The sequence below is a fragment of the Chitinivorax sp. PXF-14 genome, from assembly GCF_040812015.1.
GTDB lineage: Bacteria > Pseudomonadota > Gammaproteobacteria > Burkholderiales > SCOH01 > JBFNXJ01.
This window is the reverse complement of the sequence record NZ_JBFNXJ010000011.1, coordinates 146,511-173,272: the sequence shown is the minus strand read 5'-3', so window position 1 is coordinate 173,272 and position 26,762 is coordinate 146,511. Positions and strand designations below refer to the sequence as shown.

The 26,762-nt window shown below is 65.5% G+C and carries 19 protein-coding genes and 1 pseudogene; 11 read left to right on the top strand and 9 right to left on the bottom strand.

Translation table 11 applies throughout. The features are described from left to right. From ABWL39_RS14430 to ABWL39_RS14415, 4 genes and pseudogenes are all read right to left on the bottom strand, one after another. A pseudogene (locus ABWL39_RS14430) lies at positions 1 to 296 on the bottom strand (hypothetical protein); the annotation flags it as partial. Positions 297 to 821: 525 nt separating this feature from the next. Then, positions 822 to 1,826, bottom strand: a complete 1,005-nt coding sequence (locus ABWL39_RS14425) for a class 1 fructose-bisphosphatase (protein WP_367792514.1) — start codon at positions 1,824 to 1,826, stop codon at positions 822 to 824. 45 nt (positions 1,827 to 1,871) lie between these two features. Then, complete coding sequence (locus tag ABWL39_RS14420) at positions 1,872 to 4,802, bottom strand: HD domain-containing phosphohydrolase (protein WP_367792511.1); 2,931 nt, start codon at positions 4,800 to 4,802, stop codon at positions 1,872 to 1,874. 42 nt (positions 4,803 to 4,844) lie between these two features. Next, positions 4,845 to 5,756: a DUF4922 domain-containing protein gene (locus ABWL39_RS14415; RefSeq protein WP_367792508.1), complete on the bottom strand. Its 912-nt coding sequence runs from the start codon at positions 5,754 to 5,756 to the stop codon at positions 4,845 to 4,847. Between the two features lie 203 nt (positions 5,757 to 5,959). Between ABWL39_RS14415 and ABWL39_RS14410 the strand changes: the two genes are divergently transcribed. The 4 genes from ABWL39_RS14410 to pyk all read left to right on the top strand — a co-directional run bounded on the left by ABWL39_RS14410 (position 5,960) and on the right by pyk (position 11,286). Further along, positions 5,960 to 7,753 carry a DEAD/DEAH box helicase gene (locus ABWL39_RS14410; RefSeq protein WP_367792505.1) on the top strand — a complete coding sequence of 598 codons (1,794 nt, stop codon included), beginning with the start codon at positions 5,960 to 5,962 and terminating at the stop codon, positions 7,751 to 7,753. A 227-nt stretch (positions 7,754 to 7,980) separates the two neighbouring features. Next, positions 7,981 to 8,910, top strand: coding sequence for an SMP-30/gluconolactonase/LRE family protein (locus ABWL39_RS14405; protein WP_367792502.1), 930 nt, complete (start codon positions 7,981 to 7,983; stop codon positions 8,908 to 8,910). A gap of 68 nt (positions 8,911 to 8,978) precedes the next feature. Then, positions 8,979 to 9,698 carry a substrate-binding periplasmic protein gene (locus ABWL39_RS14400; protein WP_367792499.1) on the top strand — a complete coding sequence of 240 codons (720 nt, stop codon included), beginning with the start codon at positions 8,979 to 8,981 and terminating at the stop codon, positions 9,696 to 9,698. Positions 9,699 to 9,855: 157 nt separating this feature from the next. Further along, positions 9,856 to 11,286: a pyruvate kinase gene (pyk, locus tag ABWL39_RS14395; protein ID WP_367792496.1), complete on the top strand. Its 1,431-nt coding sequence runs from the start codon at positions 9,856 to 9,858 to the stop codon at positions 11,284 to 11,286. 233 nt (positions 11,287 to 11,519) lie between these two features. Here pyk and lpcA read toward each other — a convergent pair whose 3' ends face one another. Next, positions 11,520 to 12,101, bottom strand: coding sequence for a D-sedoheptulose 7-phosphate isomerase (lpcA, locus tag ABWL39_RS14390; protein ID WP_367792493.1), 582 nt, complete (start codon positions 12,099 to 12,101; stop codon positions 11,520 to 11,522). 513 nt (positions 12,102 to 12,614) lie between these two features. On the opposite strand from lpcA, the gene dapA reads away from it, so the two are divergent. Next, positions 12,615 to 13,490, top strand: a complete 876-nt coding sequence (gene dapA / locus ABWL39_RS14385; protein WP_367792490.1) for a 4-hydroxy-tetrahydrodipicolinate synthase — start codon at positions 12,615 to 12,617, stop codon at positions 13,488 to 13,490. A 101-nt stretch (positions 13,491 to 13,591) separates the two neighbouring features. Here dapA and ABWL39_RS14380 read toward each other — a convergent pair whose 3' ends face one another. Together ABWL39_RS14380 and apaG are read right to left on the bottom strand one after the other, a co-directional pair. Further along, positions 13,592 to 15,385: an ABC transporter ATP-binding protein/permease gene (locus tag ABWL39_RS14380; protein WP_367792487.1), complete on the bottom strand. Its 1,794-nt coding sequence runs from the start codon at positions 15,383 to 15,385 to the stop codon at positions 13,592 to 13,594. A 284-nt stretch (positions 15,386 to 15,669) separates the two neighbouring features. Next, positions 15,670 to 16,053, bottom strand: coding sequence for a Co2+/Mg2+ efflux protein ApaG (gene apaG, locus ABWL39_RS14375; RefSeq protein ID WP_367792484.1), 384 nt, complete (start codon positions 16,051 to 16,053; stop codon positions 15,670 to 15,672). A 206-nt stretch (positions 16,054 to 16,259) separates the two neighbouring features. On the opposite strand from apaG, the gene rpe reads away from it, so the two are divergent. The 4 genes from rpe (at position 16,260) to trpE (ending at position 19,979) form a co-directional block, all read left to right on the top strand. Continuing rightward, a complete protein-coding gene (gene rpe, locus ABWL39_RS14370) occupies positions 16,260 to 16,940 on the top strand; it encodes a ribulose-phosphate 3-epimerase (RefSeq protein WP_367792480.1) in 681 nt (226 codons plus the stop codon). A 3-nt stretch (positions 16,941 to 16,943) separates the two neighbouring features. Further along, positions 16,944 to 17,696, top strand: coding sequence for an SDR family NAD(P)-dependent oxidoreductase (locus tag ABWL39_RS14365; RefSeq protein WP_367792477.1), 753 nt, complete (start codon positions 16,944 to 16,946; stop codon positions 17,694 to 17,696). Further along, positions 17,693 to 18,379: a phosphoglycolate phosphatase gene (locus ABWL39_RS14360; RefSeq protein WP_367792474.1), complete on the top strand. Its 687-nt coding sequence runs from the start codon at positions 17,693 to 17,695 to the stop codon at positions 18,377 to 18,379. Before ABWL39_RS14365 ends, ABWL39_RS14360 begins: the two co-directional genes overlap by 4 nt. A 133-nt stretch (positions 18,380 to 18,512) precedes the next feature. Continuing rightward, complete coding sequence (gene trpE / locus ABWL39_RS14355) at positions 18,513 to 19,979, top strand: anthranilate synthase component I (protein ID WP_367792470.1); 1,467 nt, start codon at positions 18,513 to 18,515, stop codon at positions 19,977 to 19,979. A gap of 83 nt (positions 19,980 to 20,062) precedes the next feature. On the opposite strand, the gene ABWL39_RS14350 is transcribed toward trpE, so the two are convergent. Further along, complete coding sequence (locus tag ABWL39_RS14350; RefSeq protein WP_367792466.1) at positions 20,063 to 22,303, bottom strand: putative bifunctional diguanylate cyclase/phosphodiesterase; 2,241 nt, start codon at positions 22,301 to 22,303, stop codon at positions 20,063 to 20,065. A 45-nt stretch (positions 22,304 to 22,348) separates the two neighbouring features. After that, positions 22,349 to 24,526 carry an HDOD domain-containing protein gene (locus ABWL39_RS14345; RefSeq protein ID WP_367792463.1) on the bottom strand — a complete coding sequence of 726 codons (2,178 nt, stop codon included), beginning with the start codon at positions 24,524 to 24,526 and terminating at the stop codon, positions 22,349 to 22,351. A 550-nt stretch (positions 24,527 to 25,076) separates the two neighbouring features. Here ABWL39_RS14345 and ABWL39_RS14340 point away from each other — a divergent pair. Continuing rightward, a complete protein-coding gene (locus tag ABWL39_RS14340) occupies positions 25,077 to 25,646 on the top strand; it encodes an aminodeoxychorismate/anthranilate synthase component II (RefSeq protein WP_367792460.1) in 570 nt (189 codons plus the stop codon). A gap of 26 nt (positions 25,647 to 25,672) precedes the next feature. After that, the gene (gene trpD / locus ABWL39_RS14335) at positions 25,673 to 26,710 is read left to right on the top strand and encodes an anthranilate phosphoribosyltransferase (RefSeq protein ID WP_367792523.1); all 1,038 of its coding nucleotides are present in this window, start codon (positions 25,673 to 25,675) and stop codon (positions 26,708 to 26,710) included. The last annotated feature ends 52 nt before the right edge of the window (positions 26,711 to 26,762 follow it).

Genomic DNA, 26,762 nt, shown 5'->3' with positions numbered 1-26,762 from the left:
TACCAAAAGGTTACTAGCAAACAGAAAGCGAGTATAGAGCAGCCTACTAATGGACCGAAGCTTGCTATGTCGTTACTAGATAAGGAGGCGTTGAGCCAGTGAATTAAGCTACTCCAGTACCAGACCACGCAGTAAGCAAACAATATGGCGACCGGTATTCCGAAGGCTTGCTCAGAGAACGGGTTTTTCAGTAATGCACCCCCATTTAAGAGGGTTACAAAACTCAGTGCAATGAACGTAATAAGCAACGGGCGGGTGTTGGTTTTTTCAACAACACCAAGAATATTACCGAGCATCTTTTTCCCTTATCAATTCATCGAAAGCGGAAGTCCATGGGCATTATCACGGTCGGCATCGATCTCGAAAAAAATATATTCGCCGTGCATGGTGTTGACGAACCCGGTTGACCTGGCTTGATCAAATCCAAGGTTGTAACTTGCGCCATTGAGTCGTCGGGGGTAATTGAAGCGCCGGGGGAGCTGTGTTGTAGCAAGCGTGGCCTGAACTCAACAAGATCAACCCGTGCCGTTTGAGTCGGGGCAATCGACGCGCAGCGCGTTGCATTGAATGGCTGGCCGTAATGCGCGGTGGCGCCTCACCCTCTCCCCAGCCCTCTCCCGTCAAGGGAGAGGGGTAGGGTGGCAAGCGCCAGACTGCCGGTGGCGCAGCAGCTTGGGGCGAGGCCACCGGGGCTGCCAAGCCCAGGCTGCCTCACACACACTGCTCGCCAACGAGCGGACAACTGCAATGAGCGGCCCACCGCCACAAACAAAAAGCGCGGCCTCAACTGCGGCCGCGCCCTTGCTTGCCTTCCCTGGTGCTCACCCTTCGCGGTGATACTGCGTCACGACGTCCACCTCCTGCTTCGACCCCAGGAACACCGCCACGCGCTGGTGCAGTTTTTCCGGCTGGATGTCGAGAATGCGCTGGTGGCCGTTGGTAGCGGCGCCGCCGGCTTGCTCGATGATGAAGGACATCGGGTTGGCTTCGTACATCAGGCGCAGCTTGCCGGCCTTTTCCGGTTCGCGCTTGTCGCGCGGGTAGGTGAAGACGCCGCCGCGGGTGAGGATGCGGTGCACGTCGGCGACCATCGAAGCCACCCAGCGCATGTTGTAGTCCTTGCCGCGCGGGCCTTCCTTGCCGGCCAGCAGCTCGTCGATATAGCGCTTAACCGGCGGCTCCCAGTGGCGCATATTGGACATGTTGATGGCGAATTCCTTGGTTTCTTCCGGCACCTTCATGTCGGGGTGGGTGAGCACCCAGCTGCCGATCTCGGCGTCGAGCGTGAAGCCGTGCACGCCGTTGCCCAGCGTCAGCACGAGCATGGTCTGCGGGCCGTAGACGGTGTAGCCGGCGGCGACCTGGGTGCTGCCTTTCTGCAGGAAGGCGGCTTCGCTGGCGCCATCGACGCCGTCAGGACAGCGCAGGATCGAGAAGATGGTGCCGACCGAGATGTTGACGTCGATGTTGGACGAGCCGTCGAGCGGGTCGAACAGCAGCAGGAAACCGCCCTTCGGGTAGTCGTTGGGGATCGGGTGCGGGTCGTCCATTTCCTCGGAGGCGATAGCGGCGAGGTGGCCGCCCCATTCGTTGGCATCGAGCAGCACGTCGTTGGCGATCACGTCGAGCTTCTTCTGCGCCTCGCCCTGGATGTTGCCGGTGCCGGCCTCGCCCAGCACGCCGGCCAGCGCGCCCTTGCGGATGGCGTGGTTGATGGCCTTGCAGGCGCGGGCGACGACTTCGATGGAAAGGCGCAGCTCGGGCGTGATGGCGTCGTTCTGGCGCTGCTGCTCGATCAGGTAGCGGCTGAGGGAAATGCGGCTCATGGTGTCCTCGTGGCGTGGAGTGTCGTTGAAATCGTGTCGGGGCGATTATACCGGCTGCGTGGCCGGCCTGTCCGGGCCCCGCAGGTAAACCCCGATGTCGACCGCATCGATCTGCTCGGGCCGCAGGTAGGCGCGGGCATAGTCGAGGTAGACGCCGCTTTCGAGGAACAACGCGAACAGCTCGGCGTCGATGTGCCGGCCGTCGCGCATGCGCGCCATGATGGTGAGCGATTCGGTCAGCGTCTTGCCCTGCTTGTAGGGACGGTCGACGGCAGTGAGCGCCTCGAAGATGTCGGCGATCGCCATCATGCGCGCCGGCACGCTCATCTGCTCGCGCGTGAGGCGCTTCGGGTAGCCGGTGCCGTCCATTTTCTCGTGGTGGCCGCCGGCCAGCTCGGGCACCGATTTCAGGTGCTTGGGGAAGGGCAGGTGGTTGAGCATGATGATGGTCTGCACGATATGGTCGTTGATCTGGTAGCGCTCCTCGGCCGACAGCGTGCCGCGCGCCACGCTGAGGTTGTAGAGCTCGCCGCGGTTGTACTTGTATTGCGGCACGTCGAGCTTGAAGCCCCAGGGGTTGTCCGGTGCGATGCGCTCGTGCTCGCCGCGCGCGATCAGGTGGTCGGGCCGGTCGGCCAGCAGTGGCTCGTCCACCGGCAGGGCCGGGGCGGGCGTCGCGGCCTTGCGTTCGAGCTCGTCGTGCGAGATGCCGAGGCGGTCGTCGAGCGTGCGCCGCCAGCTGCGTCGGGCGATCTCGGCGATGCGCGCGATGGCGTCGTCGGACAGCGATTCGCCGCCGACATTGCAGTGCGCGATGAAGGCGAATTCCTCGTCGAGCGTGGCCAGCATCCGCGCCAGCCGTTCGGCCTGCGGCCCTTGCTCCGCGCCGTTGGCGAGGGCGCGCCAGTACTCGATCTCGGCATCGCGCTTGAGCACCTCGAAGCGCATGCGCACCTCGTGGATGCGGTCGTGCAGGGTTTCGAGCTTGGTGGCCTTGTCGACCACGTATTCGGGCGTCGTCACCTTGCCGCAATCGTGCAGCCAGGCGGCGATGTGCAGCGCCTCCCATTCCTCGCTGCTGAGGGTATAGTCGGCGAACGGGCCCGTGCTTGCGTCGCAGGCGGCGCGCGCCAGCATCTTGGTCAGCACCGGCACGCGCTGGCAGTGGCTGCCAGTGTAGGGCGACTTGGCATCGATCGCGCTGGCGACGAGCTGGATGAACGATTCGAGCAGCGTCTTCTGCGCATCGAGCAGGCGCTGCGCCTCGATCGAGATCGCGGCGGTGCCCGACAGCGCCTCGACGAAGCCCACTGTGGCGTCGCTCAGCGATCTGGCGGCTGGGTCCATGAACATCACGATCATGCCCACCGCCTCGTGACGCGGGTTGAACAGCGGCACGGCGGCGAAACAGGTGTGCGCATCGGTGAGGCAGGCGAGCTCGGTGCGGCTGCTTTTCACCGCGTCGGCAAACAGCTCGGCAAAGCCGAGCGCATCGGGCTCGTCGCCGTTGAGCGAGACGATCTGCGGCAGCTCGGGCAGGCTGCCGTGCGCCACGCTGAGGGTGGCGTGGGTGGAGTCGTCGTCGGCCAGGTAGATCACGCCGCCCGAGGCCTGCAGCGCATGCGTGGTCTCTTCCAGTACGCGTTCGAGCAGCGGCGTGAGGTGGCGCTCGGCGGCGAGCGCGGCGGAGAGGTCGAGAAAGTGGCTGATCGTGGTCTCCATGCTCGACATGGCGCGCGCCAGCTCGTCCACCTCGTGCACGCGGTAATGCGCGTCCATCGGCTGGCGGAAATCGAAGGACTCGATCGCGCGTGCCCGGTCGGCCAGCTGCTGCAGCGGCCTGGCGATCCAGCGCCCGGTCTGCCAGGCGATCGGCAGCGTGATGAGGATGGTGGCGGCAACGAGCCACAACTGGTTGCGCCGCATGCGCTCGGCGTCGCTCAGCAGCTCGTCGCGCGGCACGGCCACGGCGAGCAGGAAATGCTGGCCGGCGACCTCGATCGGCTCGACGAAGCCGACCCAGCCCTGGCCGCCCTGGCTCAGCTCGACCGAACCGTGGTGCGCCTCGCTCCGCAGCAGCCGGCTCACCGCGGGTAGCCGCAGCTCGGCCAGCGTGGCGAGGCGCAGCTTGCCTTCGGGCGTGGCGAGCACACGGCGCGTGGTGTCGTGGTAGGCGAGCACATGCTGCTTGTCGTCGAGCAGCACGAGCTCGGTCGATGGCGTCAGCTTGAGCCTGGCGAGCGAGCGCGACAGCTCGTCGAGCGTGATGTCGGCCGCCACCACGGCGTTGCCGTGCACCGCGCGCCGCGCCATGGTCAGGCCCGGCTCGCGTGTCGAATAGAATACATAGGGCTCGGGCATCACCAGCTGCTCGGTACCGCGCGCCAGGGCGTACCAGGGCCGTGTGCGTGGGTCGAAACGGTAGCCGGGGTCGGCCCGGTAGGCGAGCGGCGACAGGTTGGCATCGTAGAAGCGATAGGCGCCGTTGAAGCGGCCTGCCTCGTCGCGCTCGACGCTCTGCAACAGGTAGCGCGCCCGCCCCGGGGCCCGCATCTGGCGCGCGAATGCGTCGTTGTCGAGCGGGCGCAGCAGCATGAAGTCGCCGTTGTCGTAGCCGACATACAGCGCCGACAGCTGTGGGTTGGCGGCCAGCGCCTCGGCCATATAGGGCACGCTGTCGAGCCGCTCGGCCATGCTGCGCGACTGGGTGATGCGCTGGTGCGAGAACAGGCTGACCACCGTCTCGGCCGGCTGCAGGTGGTTGGCCACGCCCAGGCGGGTTTCCTGGCGCACGCGCTCGAACAGCACATCACCGGCCGACAGCAGCATGCGCGTAGTTTCGCGCTGCGTGTAAACGCCGATGATGAAGCCGGTGATCAGGATCAGCACAATGAACACTACGCCGATGTAGACGCGCAGTGGCTGGCGCCGCCGCCAGCTCTGTAGGGCGCCGACGGCGGAGGAGAAAAGGCTCATGACGATGACGGTGGCGGGTGGGCGCCGCGAGGGCGGACGATTTCAGCTTAGCCCGCGCCCGGGGCTTTCGCGAGTGGCAGAGCCCGCCACGGCCGCCAGCACCCGCATCGGCCCGGCCACACGGATGCGCTCGATGTCGTCGCGGTGCTTGACGAACAGCGAGCCGGCAAAGCCCAGCGCGTTGATCGAGATGCCTTCCCAGCGCTCCGCCCGACGCGGCACGAGCAGCAGCCAGCCACGGCGCAGCAGCAGGTTGTACGGCGCCATCTGCCCGGCATGGCAAGATACGGCCGCGTGCGCGCAGGCGGCCTGCCAGGCGTCGAGCATCATCGCCGCAGCCTCGCCGGGCTGATTGAAGCGGCTGGCGTCGAGCGCCACGAAGGCATGGGCGAAGGGCAGGGCCGTGAGACGGGTGGCCACGCCGGCGGGTGCGGTGGCGGGCAGCAGCGCCTCGATCGGGCAACGGCCGCTGCCGTCTGCAGCGAGCGGCGCCAGCTGCAGGTGCTTGTGGCGCTGGCTCGCGCCAGCCAGCTCGCCGCCGTTGTAGAAGGCAAGCCAGTCGGCGCTGGCCATGGCGGCCGCGAGGGCGCTGAAATCGGCCAGATTGAGCGGCGCCAATTGCGCCTCGAATGCGCGGGTGACGATCAGTGCATGGTTGGCGATGACCGGGAATTTATTGAGCAGCGCGACATGGCCGGGCCCCAGCTCGCCCACGAACAGGCCGGGCTCGTAAGGCAAAAACGGGTTGAAGTCCGGCGCGGTCGCGACGCGCCTGGCCTCGTCCTTGCGCGTAAGCGACGACACCCAGCGCACCGAGAAGTCGACACCGCCATCGGCCAGCACCGTCGACTCGGTGACGGTCGGCGCCAGCGCGCCGCTTTCCTGCGCGCTACGGATGGCGGAGGCAACCCGATGCGGGAAATCCATGAGGGCGGAAATGCCTTGCATAGCCATGTCAAATAGTCCATTCTCAAGCAAATGCCTGTATACTTCAGGCTGCCCGGCAGCGTACCAATCCGCCTGCCGGGGTGGCAACGGCGAGACGATGTCTTGCTAAGCATCAGCCCCGTTGCCGCCTCTTTCTTCAACACCCTTGAACAGCTACCAGCCCTTGATTGGTGTCGCCAACCGCGACAGGCCACAGCTGGAGTTTCTGCATGTCCGACACGACTTTTGCCAGCCTTGGGTTGGCCGAACCTATTTTGCATGCTGTTGCCGACAGCGGCTATACCTCGCCCACCCCGATCCAGGCGCAGGCAATCCCGCTGGTGCTGGCCGGCCACGACGTACTGGCCGCCGCACAGACCGGCACCGGCAAGACGGCCGGTTTCACCCTGCCACTGCTGCACCGGCTGAGCCTCGGTGAAAAGACCGTCATCCCCGCGCACCCGCGCGCACTGATCCTGACCCCAACGCGTGAGCTTGCCGCGCAGGTCGAGGAATCGGTCGCCACCTATGGCAAGAACCTGAAACTGCGTTCCAAGACCGTATTCGGCGGCGTGGCCCTGAGCCCGCAGGTGAAGGCGGTGAAGACGCGCATCGATATCCTCGTCGCCACGCCGGGCCGCCTGCTCGAGCTGGTGGGCAAGGAAATCCTCGATCTCTCGGGGGTCGAGACGCTGGTGCTCGACGAGGCCGACCGCATGCTCGACATGGGCTTCATCCACGACGTGCGCAAGATCCTCGCGCTGTTGCCGGCCAAGCGGCAGAACCTGCTGTTCTCGGCCACCTTCTCCGACGACATCCGCAAGCTCGCGGGCGGCTTCATGCGCGACCCCAGGCTGGTATCGGTGGCGCCGCCCAACACCACGGCCGAGCGCATCGCCCAGACCGTGCACCTGGTCGACCGGGAGAAAAAGCGCGAGCTGCTGACGCATCTGATCCAGTCGCAAAGCTGGCGCCAGGTGCTGGTGTTCATGCGCACCAAGCACGGTGCCAACCGCCTCGCCGAATACCTGGAAAAGCACGGTGTTGCCGCTGCCGCGATCCATGGCAACAAGAGCCAGGGCGCGCGCACCAAGGCGCTCGCCGGCTTCAAGGATGGCTCGATCCCGGTGCTGGTGGCGACCGACATCGCCGCGCGTGGCCTCGACATCGAGCAACTGCCGCACGTGGTCAATTTCGAGCTGCCCAATGTGGCCGAGGACTATGTCCACCGCATCGGCCGCACCGGGCGCGCCGGCGCCAGTGGCGAGGCGATCTCGCTGGTGTGCGTCGATGAGCTGAAGCTGCTCGACGACATCGAAAAGCTGACAGGCGTCGCGGTGCCGCGTGTCGATATCCCCGGCTTTGAAGCCGACCTGAGCCGCCCACCGGAGCCGATCCAGCGTGGCCGTCAGGGCGACGACGACGAGCGCGGGCCACGCCAGCAGCGTCAGGGCAGGGGCCAGCAGCAGCGCCAAGGCGGCGGCCAGCAAAAACAGCAGAAGCCGCAGGGCCGCCAGGACAAGGCGCCGCAGGACAAGCCAGCCGCCGACGCGACGCAGCAGGGCCAGCAGGGGCAAGGGCAGCAACGCCAGGGCCGCCAGCAGGCTCAGCCGCAAGGCAAAGGCCCGCGCCAGCCCGCCCAGCAACAGGGTGCACCTGCTGGCCAGCAGCAGGCCCGCCAGAAGAACCGGCCGCCGCCGCCGCGCCAGCCCGGCAACAGCATCAATTACGATGAAAATCAGCCGGTCAACCTGCCGCCGCCGCCGCCGCGCATCTCGCTGACCATGCACGAGCTGGGTGGCAGCGATCCGACCCAGGGCTATATCAACTATGGCAACCCCGGCAGCGCCCGTCAGGGACAGGGGCGTGGCCAGGGGCAGCAACGTGCGCAGGGGCATGGCCAGGGCCAGCCGCGTGCCCAAGGGCAGGGACAAGGCCAGGGGCAGGGCAATAATCGCAAGAAGGGCGGTGGCGGCCGCCCGCAGGGCCAGGGCGGTTTCGGCAACAAGCCGCGCGGCCGCTGATCCATCCCGCCGGGGCGTCAACCGTACCGGCGCCTGATGCATTGTATGCATTGCAATGAGGCCCGCCGTCCGGCCCGGCCCATTCCCGCTTGTCGTCGTGTGCGGCACCTGCTGATGGTGCTTGCCCGGCACGCGTCTGGCGTGGGCCCCGCCGGCTGTGTGACGACGGCGCTGGGCGCCGCGCCCATCCGGCGGGCGCCATGCCAACCAGAATTCAGGAGAACCCCATGAAACAGCTTATCTGCGGCTTGCTGCTTGCCGGCCTGGCGGGCCTGGCCGCAGCGGCCGACGACATCGCGATCCCCGGCGAGCAGTTCTTCCCGCAGGGGATCGCGATTGCCAACGATGGCTCGATGTTCGTCGGCAGCATCAAGCAGGGGGCGATCTACCGCGTGGCGCCGGGCAGCCGGCAGGCCGAGCCCTTCATCGCAGCCGGCAGCAATGGCCTGGTGTCGGTGGCGGGGCTCAATGTCGACGAACGCGCGCAGATACTCTGGGCCTGCTCGTCCGACCCCGGCGTCGGCACGCTGAGCGGCAAGGCGCCGGTGGCGCTCAAGTCCTTCGACTCCAAGAGCGGGCGGCCCAAGGCCAGCTATGAGCTGCCCGAGGGCGCCTACTGCAACGACATGGCGATCGGCCGCGACGGCACCGTCTATGTCACCGATTCGCAGCATGGCGCGATCCTGCGCCTGCGCCGCAACGACACCCAGCTGCAGCCCTGGGCTCAGGATCCGCGCTGGAACGAGGAAGGCTTCAGCGTCAGCGGCATCACCGTCGACGGCATGGGCGCGCTGATGGTGGTGACGGGCGTGACCGGGCGGCTCTACCGCATCCCGGTGCGCTGGGATGGCGCCGCCGGCAAGGTGCAGGAAATCCTGCTCGATCGCCCGCTGAAACTCGCCGACGGGCTGCGCACGCAAGCCAAGCGCAAGCTGCTGGTGGTGGAAGGCGAGGGGCGGCTGTCCAGCATCGACTGGATGGGCGAGAACGGTACGGTGAAGACCGTGCAGGATGGCCTGGCGCGCCCGACCGCGCTCGATATCCGCAACGATACCGCATACGTGGTGGAAGGCCAGCTCGACCTGTTGTTCGACAAGCGCAAGGCTGGCCAGCCCGCCAGGCCGTTCCGCATCGTGGCCGTGCCGCTGCCGAAATAGACCGCCGCAAGCAGGGCGCGGCGCAGGCCGGCGGGACCGTCTATAAATAAGCATATCCCGGAGTGCATATGCGTTGGCTGTTGTTGATCGTGTCCTGCTGGCTGGCCGCCCTGGCCCGCGCCGACATCGTCGTCGGCTTCGGTGTCAACAAGCCGCCTTATGTGTTCGAGCAGGGCAGGGCCGGCCTCGAATACGATATCGTGATGGCGTCGTTTGCTGCCGTGGGCGTTTCCGCGCAGCCTTATTTCGCACCGCAGGGGCGGCTGCATGCGCTGCTCGGCAACCGCCTGATCGACGTGATCACCACTACCTCCGAGCAGAGTGGCATCGAGGCCTACTACTCCGATGTCTACATCGTGTATCAGAACTACGCGATCACGCTGAGCGACCGCCATCTCGACATCCATACCATCGACGACCTGTCCCGCTACAGCGTGACGGCGTTCCAGCGCGCCTCGACCAACCTGGGCCCGCAGTTCCGCGCGGCCGTCGCCAAGAGCCCGCAGTACACCGAGCAGGCCAAGCAGGTCACGCGCGACATCCTGCTGTTTGCCGGCCGTGTCGATGTCGCCGTCGCCGACCGGCGCATCTTCGACTATTTCCGCCAGGAAATCGGCTCGCTTGTCGATATCCGCCAAGCGGTGACCTATCATGCGATTTTTCCGCCGACGCCTTACCGCGCAGCCTTCCGCGATGAGGCGCTGCGCGACAGCTTCAACCGCGGCCTGGCGACGATCCGCCGCAACGGCAGCTATGACGAGATCCAGCGCCGGTACGCCGGCTATTGAGGTGTGGCGGGGCAGGGGTTTACACTAATGAAAAGTGTAATCAAGTTACCTCTATAATGCGATGGTTGCGTTAAATATAAGAAATAAAATTACAACATTGCCGCCCGATGTATCCCGCGTCTTCGCTCCGGTGGGCGGAAATAGAAGGAGTTCGTGAATGCAGCGCAGTACCAAAATCGTCGCCACGCTGGGCCCCGCCTCCAATGACGCGGCGACGCTCGAACGACTGATCGCCGCCGGCGTCAACATCGTTCGCCTCAATTTCTCCCATGGCAGCGCGCAAGACCACATCGACCGCGCCGCCGTGGTGCGCACCGCAGCCGCCAAGCGCGGCGTGCCGGTGGCCGTGATGGTCGATCTGCAAGGCCCGAAGATCCGCGTCGGCAAGTTCGAGAAGAACAAGGTCACGCTCAACAACGGCGAGCGTTTCGTGCTCGATGCCAATTGCGAGGTCGGCAACCAGGAGCGCGTCGGCCTCGATTACAAGGAGCTGCCCAACGATGTCGGCCCCGGCAACATGCTGCTGCTCGATGATGGCCGCATCGTGCTCGAAGTCGAAGCGGTGTGCGGCAGCGAGATCACCACACGGGTACGTGTCGGCGGCGTGCTGTCGAACAACAAGGGCATCAACCGCCAGGGCGGCGGCCTGACGGCCCCGGCGCTGACGGCCAAGGACATGGAGGACATCAAGGTCGCGGCGCAGATCGACGCCGACTACGTGGCCGTGTCCTTCCCCAAGAGCGGCGCCGACATGTATATGGCACGCACGCTGCTCAAGGCTGCCGGCGGCAAGGGTCTGCTGCTGGCCAAGATCGAACGCGCCGAGGCGATCACCAACCTGGTGGAGGTGATCGAGGCCTCCGACGGCATCATGGTGGCGCGCGGCGATCTCGCCGTGGAGGTCGGCGATGCCGCCGTGCCGGCGCTGCAAAAGCGCATGATCCGCCTGGCACGCGACCGCAATAAGCTGACCATCACCGCCACGCAGATGATGGAGTCGATGATCACGAGCCCGGTGCCGACGCGCGCCGAGGTGTCGGACGTGGCCAACGCGGTGCTCGACGGCACCGACGCGGTGATGCTGTCGGCCGAGACCGCCGCCGGCAAATACCCGGTGGAAACGGTCGAATCGATGGCACGTGTCTGCCTTGAGGCGGAAAAGTCGGCCGACTACTCGCTCGACCGCGATTTCCTGCAGCGTGAATTCACGCGCGTCGACCAGTCGATCGCGATGGCGACGCTGTTCACCGCCAACCACCTCAAGGTGAAGGCAATCGCCTCGCTGACCCAGACCGGCTCAACCGCGCTGTGGATGTCGCGCCTCAACTGCGGCGTGCCGATCTACGCCCTGACGCCGGATCGCAGCGCCTACAGCCGCATGGCGCTGTTCCGCGACGTGTTCCCGAGCCTGCTCGCCTACAAGGCCACGCACAGTGATGAGCTGGTCGCCGAGGCCGAGCTCGAGCTGCTGCGCCAGGGCTTGGTGCAACCCGGCGATCTGGTGGTGGTGACGGTGGGCGACATCGTGGGCCAGGTCGGCCACACGAATACCATGAAGATCATCAAGGTCGGCGAACGCCGCGCCTGATCGGGTTCTGGGCACCGCGGCCAGCATGGCCGCTGCACCACGATTTCATGCCATCTCCTTGTGGGGGCGCCAGGCCGGGGCGTGGGATGGCGTGACCGGCCGCGTGAGGTACGCCGGGCTTCGGCCCGGCGTGTCCGAACGTAACTTCCTCCCCTGCCAGCCTTGCCATGTGGGCGCGCATCCGCGCCAAACTAGAGCGCCTTCTTCCTCTGCCTTACCTTGCCAGGCCAGGCTCAGGCGTAGTCCATGCCCTTCTCGACGAGCCCGATCAGGATGTGGATCACCTTGATGTGGATCTCCTGGATGCGGTCGGCGTAGCCCTGGTGCGGCACGATGATCTCGGCATCGGCCAGGCCGCGCATCTTGCCGCCATCCTTGCCGCTCAACACGATGATCTGCATGCCGAGCTTGCGCGCGGCCTCCATCGCCAGCAGCACGTTCTTCGAGTTGCCGCTGGTCGAGATCGCCAGCAGCACGTCGCCTGGCCGGCCGACGGCCTCGACGAAGCGCGAGAAGATATGATCGAAGCCGTAGTCGTTGCCGACGCAGGAGATATGCGCCGGGTCCGACACCGCCAGCGCCGGCAGGGCGGGGCGGTTGTCGCGGTAGCGGCCGGACAGCTCCTCGGCGAAGTGCATCGCGTCGCAATGCGAGCCGCCGTTGCCGCAGGAGATGACCTTGCCGCCCTGCCTGAAGCTCTGCACCAGCAGCTTCGCCGCGGACTCGATGGCAGCCAGCTGCGCCTCGTCGGTGAGGAAGCGGTTGAGCAGCTGGGCCGCTTCGTTGAGTTGGGAGAGGATGTCGTTTCGGAACATGATTGGCGTCTCGTATGGGCTGGCGGGCACGCCCGCCGTGGTGCACGTGGGCCGAGGGGGTGAAATTGACAATGGCAATATTACGGGCACGGCCCGCCGCGGTGAGCGTGGGCCGGAGCCCGCTCACGGGATGGCGAATTGTAGCGCACCGCCGGGGCCGATGGCGCGTTTGACGGCAGCGGGCGCACGCGGCTATAGTCGGCGGGTCGCTTCCTCTTGTCGCCGTTTCTCACGATGCCCATTGCCCTTGTCAAGCTGATCGCCACCCGTCACGTCACCGTGCCGGTTGCCGTCGTGCTTGCGTCGAGCGGGCGCATGGCCGGCAAGAAATCGAAAAAACAGATGCTCATCTGACGGGCAGTCTGTCCCGTCGGGTGGGCCACCGGACGGGATGCTGGGAGTTAACCTCAAGCCTGACGACGCGCGCGACCGATCCGATTTGCCGACCTGGCGGGATCGATGGCAGCCAACGCTGCCGGCGCACGATTTCGTCAACCCACTTGAGGCAATAGTATGAGTCAATTCGAAGGCATCTGGATCCCCCTCGTTACCCCTTTCCGCGACGGCAGGCTCGACCTGACCGCTGCTCGCCGGCTGGCGTCACACCTGGCCGATAGCGGCATCGCCGGGCTCATCGTGTGCGGCACGACCGGCGAGCCGGCCACCCTCGGCGAGGCCGAGCAGATCGCGCTGCTCGACGCCGTCATCGCCAGCGTCGACGGGCGCTGCGCGGTGGTGATGGGGGTATCCGGCAACGACACCGGGGCGGTGGCCGGCGCCGCGCGGCGCTTTGGCGAGTTCGCCATCGCCGGCCTGATGGTAACGGCGCCCTACTATGTGCGTCCGTCGCAGGACGGCATCCGGCGCCATTTCGAGGCCGTCGCGACGGCCACCGACAAGCCCATCATCCTCTACAACATTCCCTACCGCACCGGCGTCAACATCGAGGTCGCCACCGTCAAGGCGCTGAGCGCCAACCCGCAGTTCGTGGCGATCAAGGAGAGCGCAGGCGGCAATATGCCGCAGCTGATGGCGCTGATCGAGGAGACGCCGCTCAGCGTGTGGAGCGGCGAAGACCACCTGATCTTCCCCTGCCTGTGCCTGGGTGGACGGGGCGCCGCCTCGGCCGCGGCCCATATCCGGCCCGATCTGTACGTGGCGATGTATCGGCATGTCCAGCGCGGTGAGCTGGAGGCCGCACGGGCGCTGCATTACCGGCTGCTGCCCTTGATCCGCCTGCTATTCTCCGAGCCCAATCCGGGCCCGGTCAAGGCTGCCCTGGCCTTGCAGGGTTGGATTGCCGACGAGCTGCGGCTGCCGATGACGCCCGCGTCGGCGGGCTGTCGCGAGCCGTTGCGGCAGGCGCTCACGGCGCTCGACCAGGCCTAGCGGCTGCCGCTTCGGCCGGTGCGCCGTGGCGGGCGGCGCTGGCCGGGGCTGTCATGCAATCGGCGCGGGGCCCGGCACAGGCCCTGGCGCCGTGTCTGTGCTCAGCCGAGGCTGCCGGCTTCTTCCTGCTGTTGCAGCGCCCACATCTGCGCGTAGGCACCGTTACGGTCGAGCAGGGCGCGATGCGTGCCGCGCTCGACGATGCGGCCATGTTCCATGACGATGATTTCGTCGGCATCGGCGATGGTCGATAGCCGGTGTGCGATGATCAGCGTGGTGCGGTCCTGAGAGATCTCGCGCAGCTCGGCCTGGATCGCCTTCTCGGTGCGCGAATCGAGCGCCGAGGTGGCTTCGTCGAAGATCAGCACCGGCGGGTTCTTCAGTATCGTGCGTGCGATCGCCACGCGCTGCTTCTCGCCGCCCGAGAGCTTTAGGCCGCGCTCGCCGACCATGGTGTCGTAGCCGTCCGGCAGCTTGCTGATGAAGTCATGGATGTGCGCCGACCTGGCCGCTTCGATGATCTCCTCGCGGTTTGCGCTGGGGCGGCCGTAGGCGATGTTGTAGTAGATCGTGTCGTTGAACAGCACCGTGTCCTGCGGCACGATGCCGATATGGGATCTGAGGCTCGTCTGCGTCAGGTCGCGGATGTCGTGGCCGCCGATGGTGATGGCGCCGCTGCCGGCATCGTAGAAGCGGAACAGCAGCCGCGACAGCGTCGACTTGCCCGCACCCGAGCTGCCCACCACGGCCAGCGTGCGGCCAGCCGGGATCTCGAAGCTGACGTCGTGCAGGATCTGGCGTTTCTGCTCGTAGCTGAAATCGACATGCTCGAAGCGCACGGCGGCGCGGTCGGTAGCGAGCGCGATGGCGTCGGGCTTGTCCTCGATTTCCTTGTCCTCGCCCAGCAGCTTGAACATCTTCTCCATGTCGGCCAGCGAGTGCTTGATCTCGCGGTAGACGAAGCCCAGGAAGTGCAGCGGCGAGTAAAGCTGGATCAGGAAGGCATTGACGAGCACCAGGTCGCCCAGCGTCATCTTGCCCTGCACCACGCCATTGGCCGCAAGCGCCATCAGCAGCGTGACGCCGACGGCGATGATCGCACTCTGGCCTGCATTGAGCGCGGCGAGCGAGACCTGGTTTTGCACCGCGGCGGACTCCCAGGTGGCCAGCGCCTCGTCGTAGCGGCCAGCTTCCCAGCGCTCGTTGCCGAAGTATTTCACCGTCTCGTAGTTGATCAGGCTGTCGATGGCCTTGGTGTTGGCCTTCGAGTCCATGTCGTTCATCGTGCGGCGGAACACCATGCGCCACTCGGTGACCGACAGTGTGAAGCCGATGTAGATCGCGATGGTGCCGACGGTGACGATGGTGAACCAGATGTCGTATTTGACGAGCAGGATTGTGGCGACGAAGGCGATCTCGATCAGCGTCGGCAGGATGTTGAACAGCGTGAAATTGAGCAGGAAGGAGATGCCGCGCGTGCCGCGCTCGATGTCGCGGCTCATGCCGCCGGTCTGGCGCGTCAGGTGAAAGCGCAGGCTCAGCGCGTGCAGGTGCTTGAACACCTTGAGCGCGATCGCGCGGATCGCCCCTTGCGTGACCTTGGCAAACACCGCATCGCGCAGCTCGCCGAAGGCCGTCGACGCCAGCCGCAGCAGGCCGTAGCCGACGATCAGCACCACCGGCAGCGCGACCACGGCCTTGCTCTTGTCGAGGTGATCGACCACGCCCTTGAGCACGAGCGGCACGCTGACGGTTGCTACCTTGGCGATGATCAGGCAGACGAGGGCGGCGATCACGCGCCCCTTGTAGTCCCACAGATAGGGCAGCAGCGTCTTGATCGTCTGCCAGTCGTTACGGTTGGTGGGCGCGGGGCCGGGGCTGGAGGAGGGACGCATGCGGGGCTTTCGGCAGCTGCTGCCCGCTGTGGCTGGGCAAACGGCAGCGATTGGTTAGAATGGGGGGCACATCGAGCTTGTGAACATGCGGGCGAATCGCCCATTCACAATCCATTGTGCACAAAATAAGGTATGCCTGCCGCTTGCGGCGGGCGTCGCCCGGAAGGAGATGATATGACGTGGTTGCTGATCGAGGCTGGGACGGCGCTGGCGCTGGCGATTTTCATCGTGTGGTGGACGATGCCGCGCCGGCGCAAGAAGGACGACTGAGCCTGGGCTGCCGCTCAGTGCAGCACGCGCGGCGTCGATAACACAAATTCGGCGATCGGCGCCTCGAAGTGGGTGCCGTCGTCCGCCACCATCTGGTAGCTGCCCTTCATCGTGCCGACCGAGGTCTGGAGCGCCGCGCCGCTGGTGTATTCGAAATGCTCGCCCGGCTGCAGGTGTGGCTGTTCGCCGACCACGCCCAGGCCGCGCACTTCCTGCACCTGCTGGTTGGCGTCGGTGATGATCCAGTGGCGGCTGATCAGCTTCGCCGGGACCTGGCCGGTGTTGGTGATGCGGATGCGATAGGCGAACACGTAGCGATCCTGTGTGGCGTCCGATTGCTCGGGCACGAACATCGCTTCGGCATCGATCGAGATCTGGTGTTTCTGGTTTTCGGGCATACAGGAATTGCACACCATTTGTGCCCCGATCGCAAGGTGAGATTGGCCCCGGCGCTGCATCGGGGCAGGCTCTCCAGGCGTATTTCAGCCAACATCGATATAGCGCGGCGCCTCGGGTAAAATGGCGCACTTTCGTGCTTCGACGCATGCCTGGCCCGCAGGCCGGCTATGCTGACGACAGGCATACCATCCACACAGGCTGAACCATGCGCAATTTCCGTATCGCCCCATCGATTCTTTCCGCCAACTTCGCCAGGCTCGGCGACGAGGTGCAGGCCGTGATCGCGGCTGGCGCCGACATCATCCACTTCGACGTGATGGACAACCATTACGTGCCGAACCTGACCATCGGCCCGATGGTGTGCGAGGCGATCCGCCCGCTGACACAGGCGCCGATCGACGTGCACCTGATGGTGAAGCCGGTGGACACCTTGGCCACCATGTTCGCCAAGGCCGGCGCCGACATCGTCACCTTCCACCCCGAGGCCAGCGACCACGTCGACCGCACCCTCGGCCTGATCAAGGAGTCGGGCTGCAAGGCCGGCCTCGTGTTCAACCCGGCCACGCCGCTGTCGTTCATGGACTACGTGATGGACAAGCTCGACATGGTGCTGCTGATGTCGGTCAACCCGGGCTTTGGCGGGCAGAAATTCATTCCCGGCACACTCGACAAGCTGCGCGAGGCACGCCGCCGCATCGACGAATATACGGCGAAGACTGGCCGCGAGATCTGGCTCGAGATCGACGGCGGGGTGAAGGTCGACAACATCGCCGAGATCGCGCGCGCCGGTGCCGATACCTTTGTCGCGGGCTCGGCGATCTACAACACGCCCGACTACAAGGCCACGATCGACGCGATGCGCGCCGAGCTGGCGAAGGCTGTCTAGGCAATGCGCTGCTACGTCATCACCGGCGTGTCGCGCGGGCTCGGCCTGGCACTCGCGGAAAAGGCCGCCAGCCGTGGCGCACACGTGATCGGCATCGCCCGCACGGTATCGGCCGAGAACAACGCGCTGGCCGCCCAGGCGGACAGCTACCGCTCGATACAGCTCGATCTCGCCGATACCGAGGCGGTGTCCGACGTGGCCGACGAGCTGTTCAGCTCGCTCGCCGCATTGCAGTGGCAGGGCGTCTACCTGATCAACAATGCCGGCAGCGTCGAGCCGATTGCGCCGGCCGGCGATTATGCCGACGACGATGCCGCACTGAGCCTCGCCACCAACCTGATGGCGCCGATCCAGCTCACCAATGCCTTCATCCGCCACTTCGCCGGGCAGGAGATCGACAAGCGCGTACTCAACATCTCGTCCGGCGCCGGCCGCAACGCCTACGAGGGCTGGAGCGTCTACTGCGCGGGCAAGGCGGGGCTCGACCACTACACGCGCTGTGTCGGGCTCGAACAGGCTGACCGCGACGACGGCGTGAAGATCGCCTCGATCGCCCCTGGCATCATCGATACGGCCATGCAGGCGGCGATCCGTATGACCTCGGCGGCACAGTTCCCGCTGCTGCAACAGTTCCGCGACTACCATGCGCATGGCGACCTGGCGAGCCCGACAGCCGTTGCCGCCAGGCTGCTCGACTACCTGCACGGCGAGGCCATCGGCTTCGGCGATGTCACACATATCCGGGAGACCCCATGAACCGACACGCGATCCGCGCGGTTGCCATCGACCTCGACGGCACGCTGCTCGACACCATCAACGATCTGGCCGGCGCCGCCAACGGTATGCGCGAACGCATGGGCCTGCCGGCCTTGCCGGTCGAGCGCGTCAAGACCTATGTCGGCGACGGCATGGTGAGCCTGGTCAAGCGCACGCTGCTCGACCGCCGCGACGGCAACCCGCCGCAGACGCAGGTGGAGGAGGGCGTCGAACTGTTCAAGCAGTGTTACGACGCGCTGCTGTCGGTGGAAACCACGGCCTACCCGGAGGTGGTCGACGGCCTGCACCGCATGAAGCAGGGCGGCCTGCGCCTGGCTTGCATCACCAACAAGCCCAAGCGCTTCACCGAGCCGCTGCTCCTGGCCACCGGGCTCGCGCCATTCTTCGAGCTGATCCTGTCGGGTGACAGCCTGGCCGAGAAAAAGCCGCATCCCCTGCCGCTCTTGCACGCCTGCGAGTTCTTCGAGATCACGCCGGCCGAGCTGGCCATGATCGGCGACTCGCAGAACGACATCCTCGCCGCCAAGAATGCCGGTGCGCTGGCCATTGCCGTACCTTACGGCTACCGCCACGAGGGGCCGGTCGAGGCGCTTGGTGCCGATCATGTGGTGACGGGGCTTGTCGGCGCAGCCGAATTGCTGTTGAATACCAGTTCTATCTGAGTTTTACTTCCTATTGGATTTCTCAATCATCATGAGTGCCCTGTCTGACCGTTTGATCCTGCGTTGGCGATGGCGTCGCTAGCCGTACGCTTTCCGCTCTATTAACCGATCAAACCGCTCAAGGCAGACCACCATGACTGAACAGGAATTCAGCGCACTCGCTGCGCACGGCTACAACCGCGTCCCGCTTACCCTCGAACTGCTGGCCGATGTCGATACACCGCTCTCGGTGTACCTGAAACTCGCCAACGCGCCTTATTCCTATCTGCTCGAATCCGTCGTCGGCGGCGAGCGTTTCGGCCGCTATTCCTTCATCGGCCTGCCGGCGCAAAAGCGCATCCGCGTGGCCGGGCGCAAGGTGACGGTGGAGAGCGACGCCGGCGTGCTGGAGACCTACGAGGGCGATCCACTCGCCTTCATCGAGCGCTACCAGGCACAGTTCAAGGCCGCACCCAAGGAAGGCCTGCCGCGCTTCTGTGGCGGCCTGGTCGGCTACTTCGGCTACGAGACCATCCGCTACGTCGAGAAAAAACTCGATCACGCGGACAAACCCGATGACATCTGCGTGCCCGACATCCTGTTGCTGCAGTCGGAAGAGCTGGCCGTGGTCGATAACCTGTCGGGCAAGCTTTATCTGATCGTCTACGCCGACCCGGCCGAGAGCGGCGCCTATGGCCGTGCCCAGGCCAGGCTGCACGCCTTGCGCGAAGCGCTGCGGCAGCCGGTGAAGATCCCGTTCCAGTTCAAGACCGAGCCTGCAACTGCCGAGTCGGAGATGGGCGAGGCGGCGTTCAAGCAGGCGATCGGCCGAGCCAAGCAGTACATTCTCGACGGCGACATCATGCAGGTGGTGCTGGCCCAGCGCATGCGCATGCGCTACGACGCGAGCCCGATCTCGCTGTACCGCGCGCTGCGCTCGATCAACCCGTCGCCGTACATGTTCTATTACGATTTCGGCGATTTCCATGTCGTTGGCGCTTCGCCCGAAATCCTCGTCCGCCGCGAAAGCGAGACCGTCACCGTGCGGCCGATTGCCGGTACCCGCCCGCGCGGCAAGACGCGCGAGCTCGACGAAGCGCTCGCCGAGGAGCTGCTCAACGACCCGAAGGAAATCGCCGAGCATGTGATGCTGATGGACCTGGGCCGCAACGACGCCGGCCGCGTGGCCGTCACCGGTTCGGTCAAGGTCACCGACAATATGGTGATCGAGCGCTATTCGCACGTGATGCACATCGTGTCGAGTGTCGAGGCGCAGTTGAAGCCGGGCATGGGCAATATGGACGTGCTGCGCGCCACCTTCCCGGCCGGCACCGTGTCCGGCGCGCCCAAGGTGCGCGCGATGGAGATCATCGCCGAACTCGAGCCGACCAAGCGTGGCGTCTATTCCGGCGCGGTGGGCTATCTCGGCTTCAATGGCGACATGGATGTGGCCATTGCCTTGCGTACCGCCGTGATCAAGGACAAGACGCTGTTCGTGCAGGCCGGCGCCGGCATCGTCGCCGATTCGGTGCCCGAGAGCGAATGGCAGGAAACGCAGAATAAGGCGCGCGCCGTGATCCGCGCTGCCGAGATGGTGCAGGCCGGCCTCGACGGGGAATAGCCCCCGCTGCGTGAGCGCATCGACATCTGCCTGGTCGATGCGCTCCGCCTGCCGTTATCCCAACATCCGCCGCAAGCCGCGGCTCATGTCGTCCGCGGTGAGTCCGACAGGCGCTGGGCCGGGTGCCCCTCGCCGTTGAACGGCGCATGGTGGGTCGCCAGGCGCGTGGCGATCTCGCCCTTCGGCACCGGTGTGCTGAAGAAATAGCCCTGCATCTCGCGACAGCCGAGTTTTTCCAGGAACTGCATCTGCGCCGGCGTCTCGACGCCTTCGGCAATCACGTTCAGCCCCAGCCCTCGTGCGATCGAGATGATGGCGGTGATTACCGGCGCGCGCAGCGTGCTCTCGTTGACGTCGTGCACGAAGGACTGGTCGATCTTGATCGTGTGGAAGGGCAGCCGGTGCAGGTAGTTGAGCGAGGAATAGCGCGTGCCGAAATCGTCGATGGCAATGCGCAGGCCGGAATCGGCCAGCTGCTGCAGCTTGGAGATGGTGTCCGAAACATTCTTGATGCAGATGTTCTCGGTGATTTCCAGCTCCAGCGTTTCCGGCGCGATGCCGAAGGCGCTGACATTGTCGAGGATCTCGTCGACGAAACCATCGCGTTCCAGATATTTCGGCGAGATGTTCACCGCCACGCGGAAGTCCCTCAGATCGTGCACGTGCCAGGCTTTCAAGTCGAGGCAGACCTGGCGCAGCGCCCACTGGCATAGCCGCTCGATCAGGCCGGCTTCCTCCGCATAGGGGATGAATTCGCCGGCCGTCATCAGGCCCTTGCTCGGGTGATGCCAGCGGATCAGCGCCTCGCAGCCGACCATGCTGAGCGTGGCGACATCGTACTGCGGCTGGTAGAACATCTCGAATTCGCCGCGTTCGAAGGCGCGCCGCAGGTCGGCCTCCATCGTCAGCAGATGGCCGGTGGTGCTCTGCATGTCGAGGGCGAAATGGGTGAAGCCGTTCTTGCCCTGGCTCTTGATGTGATACATCGCAATGTCGGCGTGGCGCAGCAGGCTGTCGGGCGTCGCGCCGTCCTCGGGGAAGTGCGCGATGCCGATGCTGCACGAGATGTAGAACTCCTGCTCGTCGAGCACGAAGGGGCGGCGCAGCTCGTCCAGAATCTTGCGCGCGATCACCTCGGCATCGCGCCGCGCGCGGATGTCGGGCAGGAATAGTGCGAACTCGTCGCCACCGAGCCGCGCCAGCGTGTCGCCCTTGCGCACGCAGGACTTGAGGCGCGCGCTGACCTCGCGCAGCATCTCATCGCCCTTGATGTGGCCGAGCGTGTCGTTGACGGTCTTGAAACGGTCGAGGTCGATGAACATCACCGCGAGCTGTTTGGTGTTGCGGGTGGCCTGGATGATCGCGAGCGACAGGCGGTCGTTGAACAGCACGCGGTTGGGCAGGTCGGTCAGCGTGTCGTAATAGGCGTGGTACGCCACGCGCTCCTCGGCGCGCTTGCGTTCGGAGACGTCGCGCGCCACGCCGTAGGTGCCGAGATAGGTCTCGGGCCGGCCATCGGGCGACTTCTGCGAATACAGGCCGGTGGCATTGAGCGAGATGGTCAGGTAGCCATCGCGCACCGCATGGTTCGACATCGATTTGCTCTCGCCGCACTTGACGCGCAGCTCGACATTGCGGGCCGCGCGTGGGCCGCGCCGGCGCTCGTTGAAGGTGAACTGCGCACGGTCGAGGTCGTCTTCATGGATGAAATCGAGAAAATGGCGGCCCAGCAGCTCGCTGGACTTGAACCCGAGCATGGCTTCGGCACGCTCGTTGACGTAGGAGAAGCGCCCCTGGTGATCGAGCATGTAGATCAGGTCGGGGGAGGCGTCGACGAGGTAGCGGTACATGCGCTCGGAATTGGCGAGCCGCGTGCGGATCTGCCGGTTTTCCCGTGCGAGCCTGCGCTTTTCGAGCGCATTCTGCACCTTCTGCAGCAGGTCGTCCGGCTCGTAGGGCTTGCGCACGTAGTCGAAGGCACCGCGCTGCAAGGCGCCGATGGCCGAGTCGATGTCGGTGTTGCCCGACACCACGATGATCTCCGGGTCCTGCCCGTGGGCACGGATCTGGTCCATGATCTGGTGCCCGCTCATGTCCGGCAGCCCAAGGTCGAGCAGGGCCAGATCGAAGCGGTGCTGCTGCAGCAGCGCGATCGCCTCGCGGCCGCTGCCGGCGCAGTGCACGTCCAGCGGTATGCACCTGAGCAGGTCGCGCAGGCTGTTGCGCAGCCGCGGCTCGTCGTCGACCAGCAGCAGTCGTGGCGTCTCGCTGCGTGCCGCGGGGCGCCGGTTGTCTTGATGTTGTAGTTGTTGTTGGTGTTGCATGAAGCTCTCCCCACTCCATGTTACTTGCGCTTGGTGACTGTCCGGTTACGGCTCCCGCACGGTTTGCCGGGTTGGTACGACAGGAAACAGCAAAGCAAATTCGGTGCCCAGCGAGCTGGAGCGGCAGGATACGGCGCCCTGCATGTCGTTCATCAGTTCCTTCACGATGGCCAGCCCCAGGCCCTGGTGGCCTGCGCCCTTGCTGGTCTGGATCGGCCTGAACAGGCGCGCCAGCACATCCCGGGCGATGCCGGGGCCGCTGTCGCGCACCAGCACTTCCAGCAGCAGCTCGCCATCGCGGTTGATGACGCCGCTGGCTTCGAGCGTGATCTGCCCCTCGCGGCCATCGAGTGCTTCGAGCGCGTTCTTGGCCAGATTCAGCAATACCTGCTTGGCCTGGGCGCGATCGGCGGCCACGGCCGGCAGCTTGTCCGCCGCCCGGCTCAGTACTGAGATGGCGGGGCGTTGCTTCTCGCTGCCGGCGAGTGCGATGTCGCGGCAGAAGGTGGCGGTCTCCTCGATCAGCCTGGCCATGTCGAAGGCCGCGCCCTGCTGCGATTCGGCCATTGCGGACGGCTCGGCGAGGCGTGCCAGGATGGTGCCGACACGGTTGATTTCGTCGCGGATGATCTGCAGCTCCCCGCCGATGTCGGGCAGGCCCGATTGCGCCGGGTCGGCCAGCTTGCGCGCCAGCAGCGCCAGATAATTCTTGATGATGGCGAGCGGGTTGTTGGCTTCGTGCGCCACGCTGCGCGCATGGAGCTGGAAGGCCGCCTGCATATCCTGCACCCGCACCTGCTCCGCATGATGATGCGCGCGCCGCGCCAGCAGCGCGCTGGCCGCCTGGGCCGCCAGGCCAAGCAGCAGCTTGTCGCGGCCGGGCACGTCGGGCGCGCCGCGCGCGGCATTGGTCAGCACCAGTGTGCCGAGGCAGTGGCGCCCGGACTCGAGCGGCACGCAGATCAGCCGGTCGGCGTCGAGCATGCGCAGGAGCTGTTCGTCGATCATCGCCAGCGGCTCGGCCGTGCGTGCAGTTTCGATGACGCCGCCGTCGAGCAGGGCCCGCGCCGCGGCGCCATTGTCGCGGGTGATTGGCAGCGTGATCTGCTCCAGCCGCGACAGGCCGGCGGCCAGCGGCATGCCGTGCAACTGGTCCTGCCGCGCCTCGCGCAGAAAGACCACCGGGCATTGCAGGCCGAACAGGATCTGCAGCGTGTGCGAGAAGGCGGCGAGCAGGGCCGCATCCGGGTGTTCATGCTTGTGGTGCTGCGCCGGCATGGTGCTCGCTGCCTGATTGAGGCGCAGGCCGGACAGGTTGCACAGCGCGATGTTGCGCACGGCCTCGGTCAGTGCGCGGCGCGTGGCGTCATCGTCATGGCGGTCGTCGGCCGGCGGTGAGGTGGCATCGTCGTCGGCGAAGCCATCGATATGGATGCCGAATTTTTCCGCCACCTTGCCGACCTCGCTGCGGGCCGCGCTGCTGATCTGGCGGCAGGTCTGCGCATCGATGCCGCACAGCGACTGGGCGATGCGCTCGGCCTCGGCGATGGCATCCATGTCCATCGGGCGTTGCCCCTGCACCTGCGCCAGACGGTTGGCGACATGCGTGATGCGGATCAGCGCGTGGGCCGGCGCGAGTGCATCCGACCTGGCATGGTGGTAACGCACGCTGTCGCCGATGAAGCTGTCGAGCCGCCACTGGTCGACCAGCCAGCCGCCCACCGCGGCATGGGTGGTATCGAGCTTGGTCAGCTCGCTGACGCACAGGCTGTCCGAGTCTTCCTGCTCGAACAGGTCGCCATAGCCTTCCGGGATCGCCGACAGCAGGCCGAGCCGGCCAACGTCGTGCAGCAGGCCGGAAAGGTAGGCCTCTTCCGGGTGCGGGTAGCCGCACTGGTGGGCCAGGCTCTTGGCCAGCAGCGCCGTCGCCAGCGTGTGGCACCAGAACGCGCGCAGATCATGGCTGGCGACGCCGGAAAAGGCATTGAAGACCTGGAACACCGATTCGCTGATGATCAGCGTTTTCACCGCATCCTTGCCGAGCATCACCAGACACTGGTCGAGGCGTGAGATTTTCTTGCTGCCGTAGTGTTCCGCCGCATTGGTCGCCGCGATGACCTTGGCCGTGCAGCCGGCATCATGGCCGATCAGCTCGGCCAGCTCGGCGAAGTCGGCGTCGTCGTCCTGGCACAGCTCGAGCAGGCGCAAGAGGATCTGCGGCACGGTCGGCAGGCGTGAAACGGCTAGGCGTATCGCGATCGCAGGCGGCAAGTGTGGCGGCGTGATGGCGGGTCTCCCTATATCCCCGAGGCATGCCAGCTCCAGGCAAAGTGCATGTGCTGGCCTGTTTGAAGTCCCTGAATCTAAATGATCTCTTTTGCTTCAGCGGAGTAGTATATACAAAAATAAGAATATGCAATCAAGCGTTTGATAGTTTGCTCTAAATTTGGCGGTGCCACCGTTACTCTGATGGCGGCATGGCCCTATCGACCCGCTCGATTTGTCGTCATGGCCGGCAGTGGGAGCGCCAGCCGGATTCGGCCTGTACGCCCGTGTCCACGATTGCTAGAATAGTCGCACTATGCAGCGACAAGTCTTGTTCCTCTCCTCGTTCTCCCCTCGTTGGTGGCGGTAGCTCGCCAAGCCATCCACACGACCTGTTGCGCCTCCATCCCCGGTGAGGCGGCAAAGCGAAGCAAGGGTCACGCCGAACGGGGTATCAGCCAGCGGCTGATCACGCAGTTCACATCCCAATACATGCAAGAGATGACTTATGTTGCTGATGATCGACAACTACGACTCGTTTACCTATAACCTCGTCCAGTATTTCGGGGAGCTCGGCCAGGATGTGGTCGTGCACCGCAACGACGAGATCACGCTCGACCAGATCGCCGCGCTCGAGCCCAAGTATCTGGTGGTGTCGCCCGGCCCGTGCACGCCCAACGAAGCCGGCGTATCGGTACCGGCGATCGACCGCTTCAAGGGTGAGATCCCGATTCTCGGCGTCTGCCTTGGTCACCAGAGCATCGGCCAGGCCTTTGGCGGCAAGATCGTGCATGCCAAGCAGCTGATGCATGGCAAGGTGTCGCCGGTGCATCACCGCGACGTGGGCGTGTTCAAGGGCCTGCCCAACCCGGTCACCTGCACGCGCTACCACAGCCTGGTGATCGAGCGCGACAGCCTGCCGGACTGCCTCGATGTCACGGCCTGGACCGACGACGGTGAAATCATGGGCGTGCGCCACAAATCGCTGCCCATCGAGGGGGTGCAGTTCCATCCCGAGTCCATCCTGACCGAACATGGGCACGACATGCTGCGCAATTTCCTGCGCGAGTTCGGCTGAGCAGCACATATCAACGGGGAGACATGATGATCACACCACAAGTGGCGCTGAACCGCCTGATCGATGGCAATGAGCTGTTCTACGACGAGATGGTGTCGTTGATGCGGCAGATCATGTCCGGGCAGGTGGCGCCGACGCAGATCGCCGCCATCCTGATCGGGCTGCGCGTGAAGGTGGAGAGCGTGTCCGAGATCGCCGCCTCGGCGACCGTGATGCGCGAGTTCTCGACCAAGGTGCCGGTGAAGGATACGTTTCATCTGGTCGATACCTGCGGCACCGGCGGTGACGGCCAGCACACCTTCAATATCTCGACCACGTCGGCCTTTGTTGCCGCGGCGGCCGGCGCCAAGGTGGCCAAGCACGGCGGGCGCTCGGTGTCGTCGAAGTCCGGTAGCGCGGATGTGCTCGAAGCGCTCGGCGTCAACCTGAGCCTGACGCCGGAGCTGGTCGGCCGTGCGATCGACGAGATCGGCGTCGGCTTCATGTTCGCTCCGCAGTACCACAGCGCGATGAAGTATGTGGCGCCGGTGCGCAAGGAGCTCGGCGTGCGGACGATCTTCAACATCCTCGGGCCGCTGACCAACCCGGCCGGCGCCGATGCCCAGCTCATGGGCGTGTTCCACCCCGATCTGGTCGGTATCCAGGCGCGGGTGCTGAAGCAGCTCGGCAGCCGCCACGTGATGGTCGTGCATGGCCAGGATGGCCTCGATGAGATCACGCTCAACGGCGAGACCATGGTGGCCGAGCTCAAGCACGGCGAGATCAATGAATACACGGTCCGCCCGAGCCAGTTTGGCCTGGCGGAGTGCGAGCTCGACGCGATCAAGGCGCTCGACGCCGAGAATTCCGCCGCCATGGTGCTCTCGGTGCTCGACAACGAGCCCGGCCCGGCGCGCGACATCGTGCTGCTCAACGCGGGCGCGTCGATCTATGTGTCGGGCAAAGCCCATACGCTCGAAACCGGCATCGAGCGCGCGCGCGATGTGCTGGAGAGCGGCGATGCCAAGCACAGGCTGCAACAGCTGATCGAGTTCACCAACCAGCATGCCGTACCAGCGGGCTGAGCCTCGGTTCAGCACAAAAACAGAAAGGCCACCTGAATGGGTGGCCTTTTCG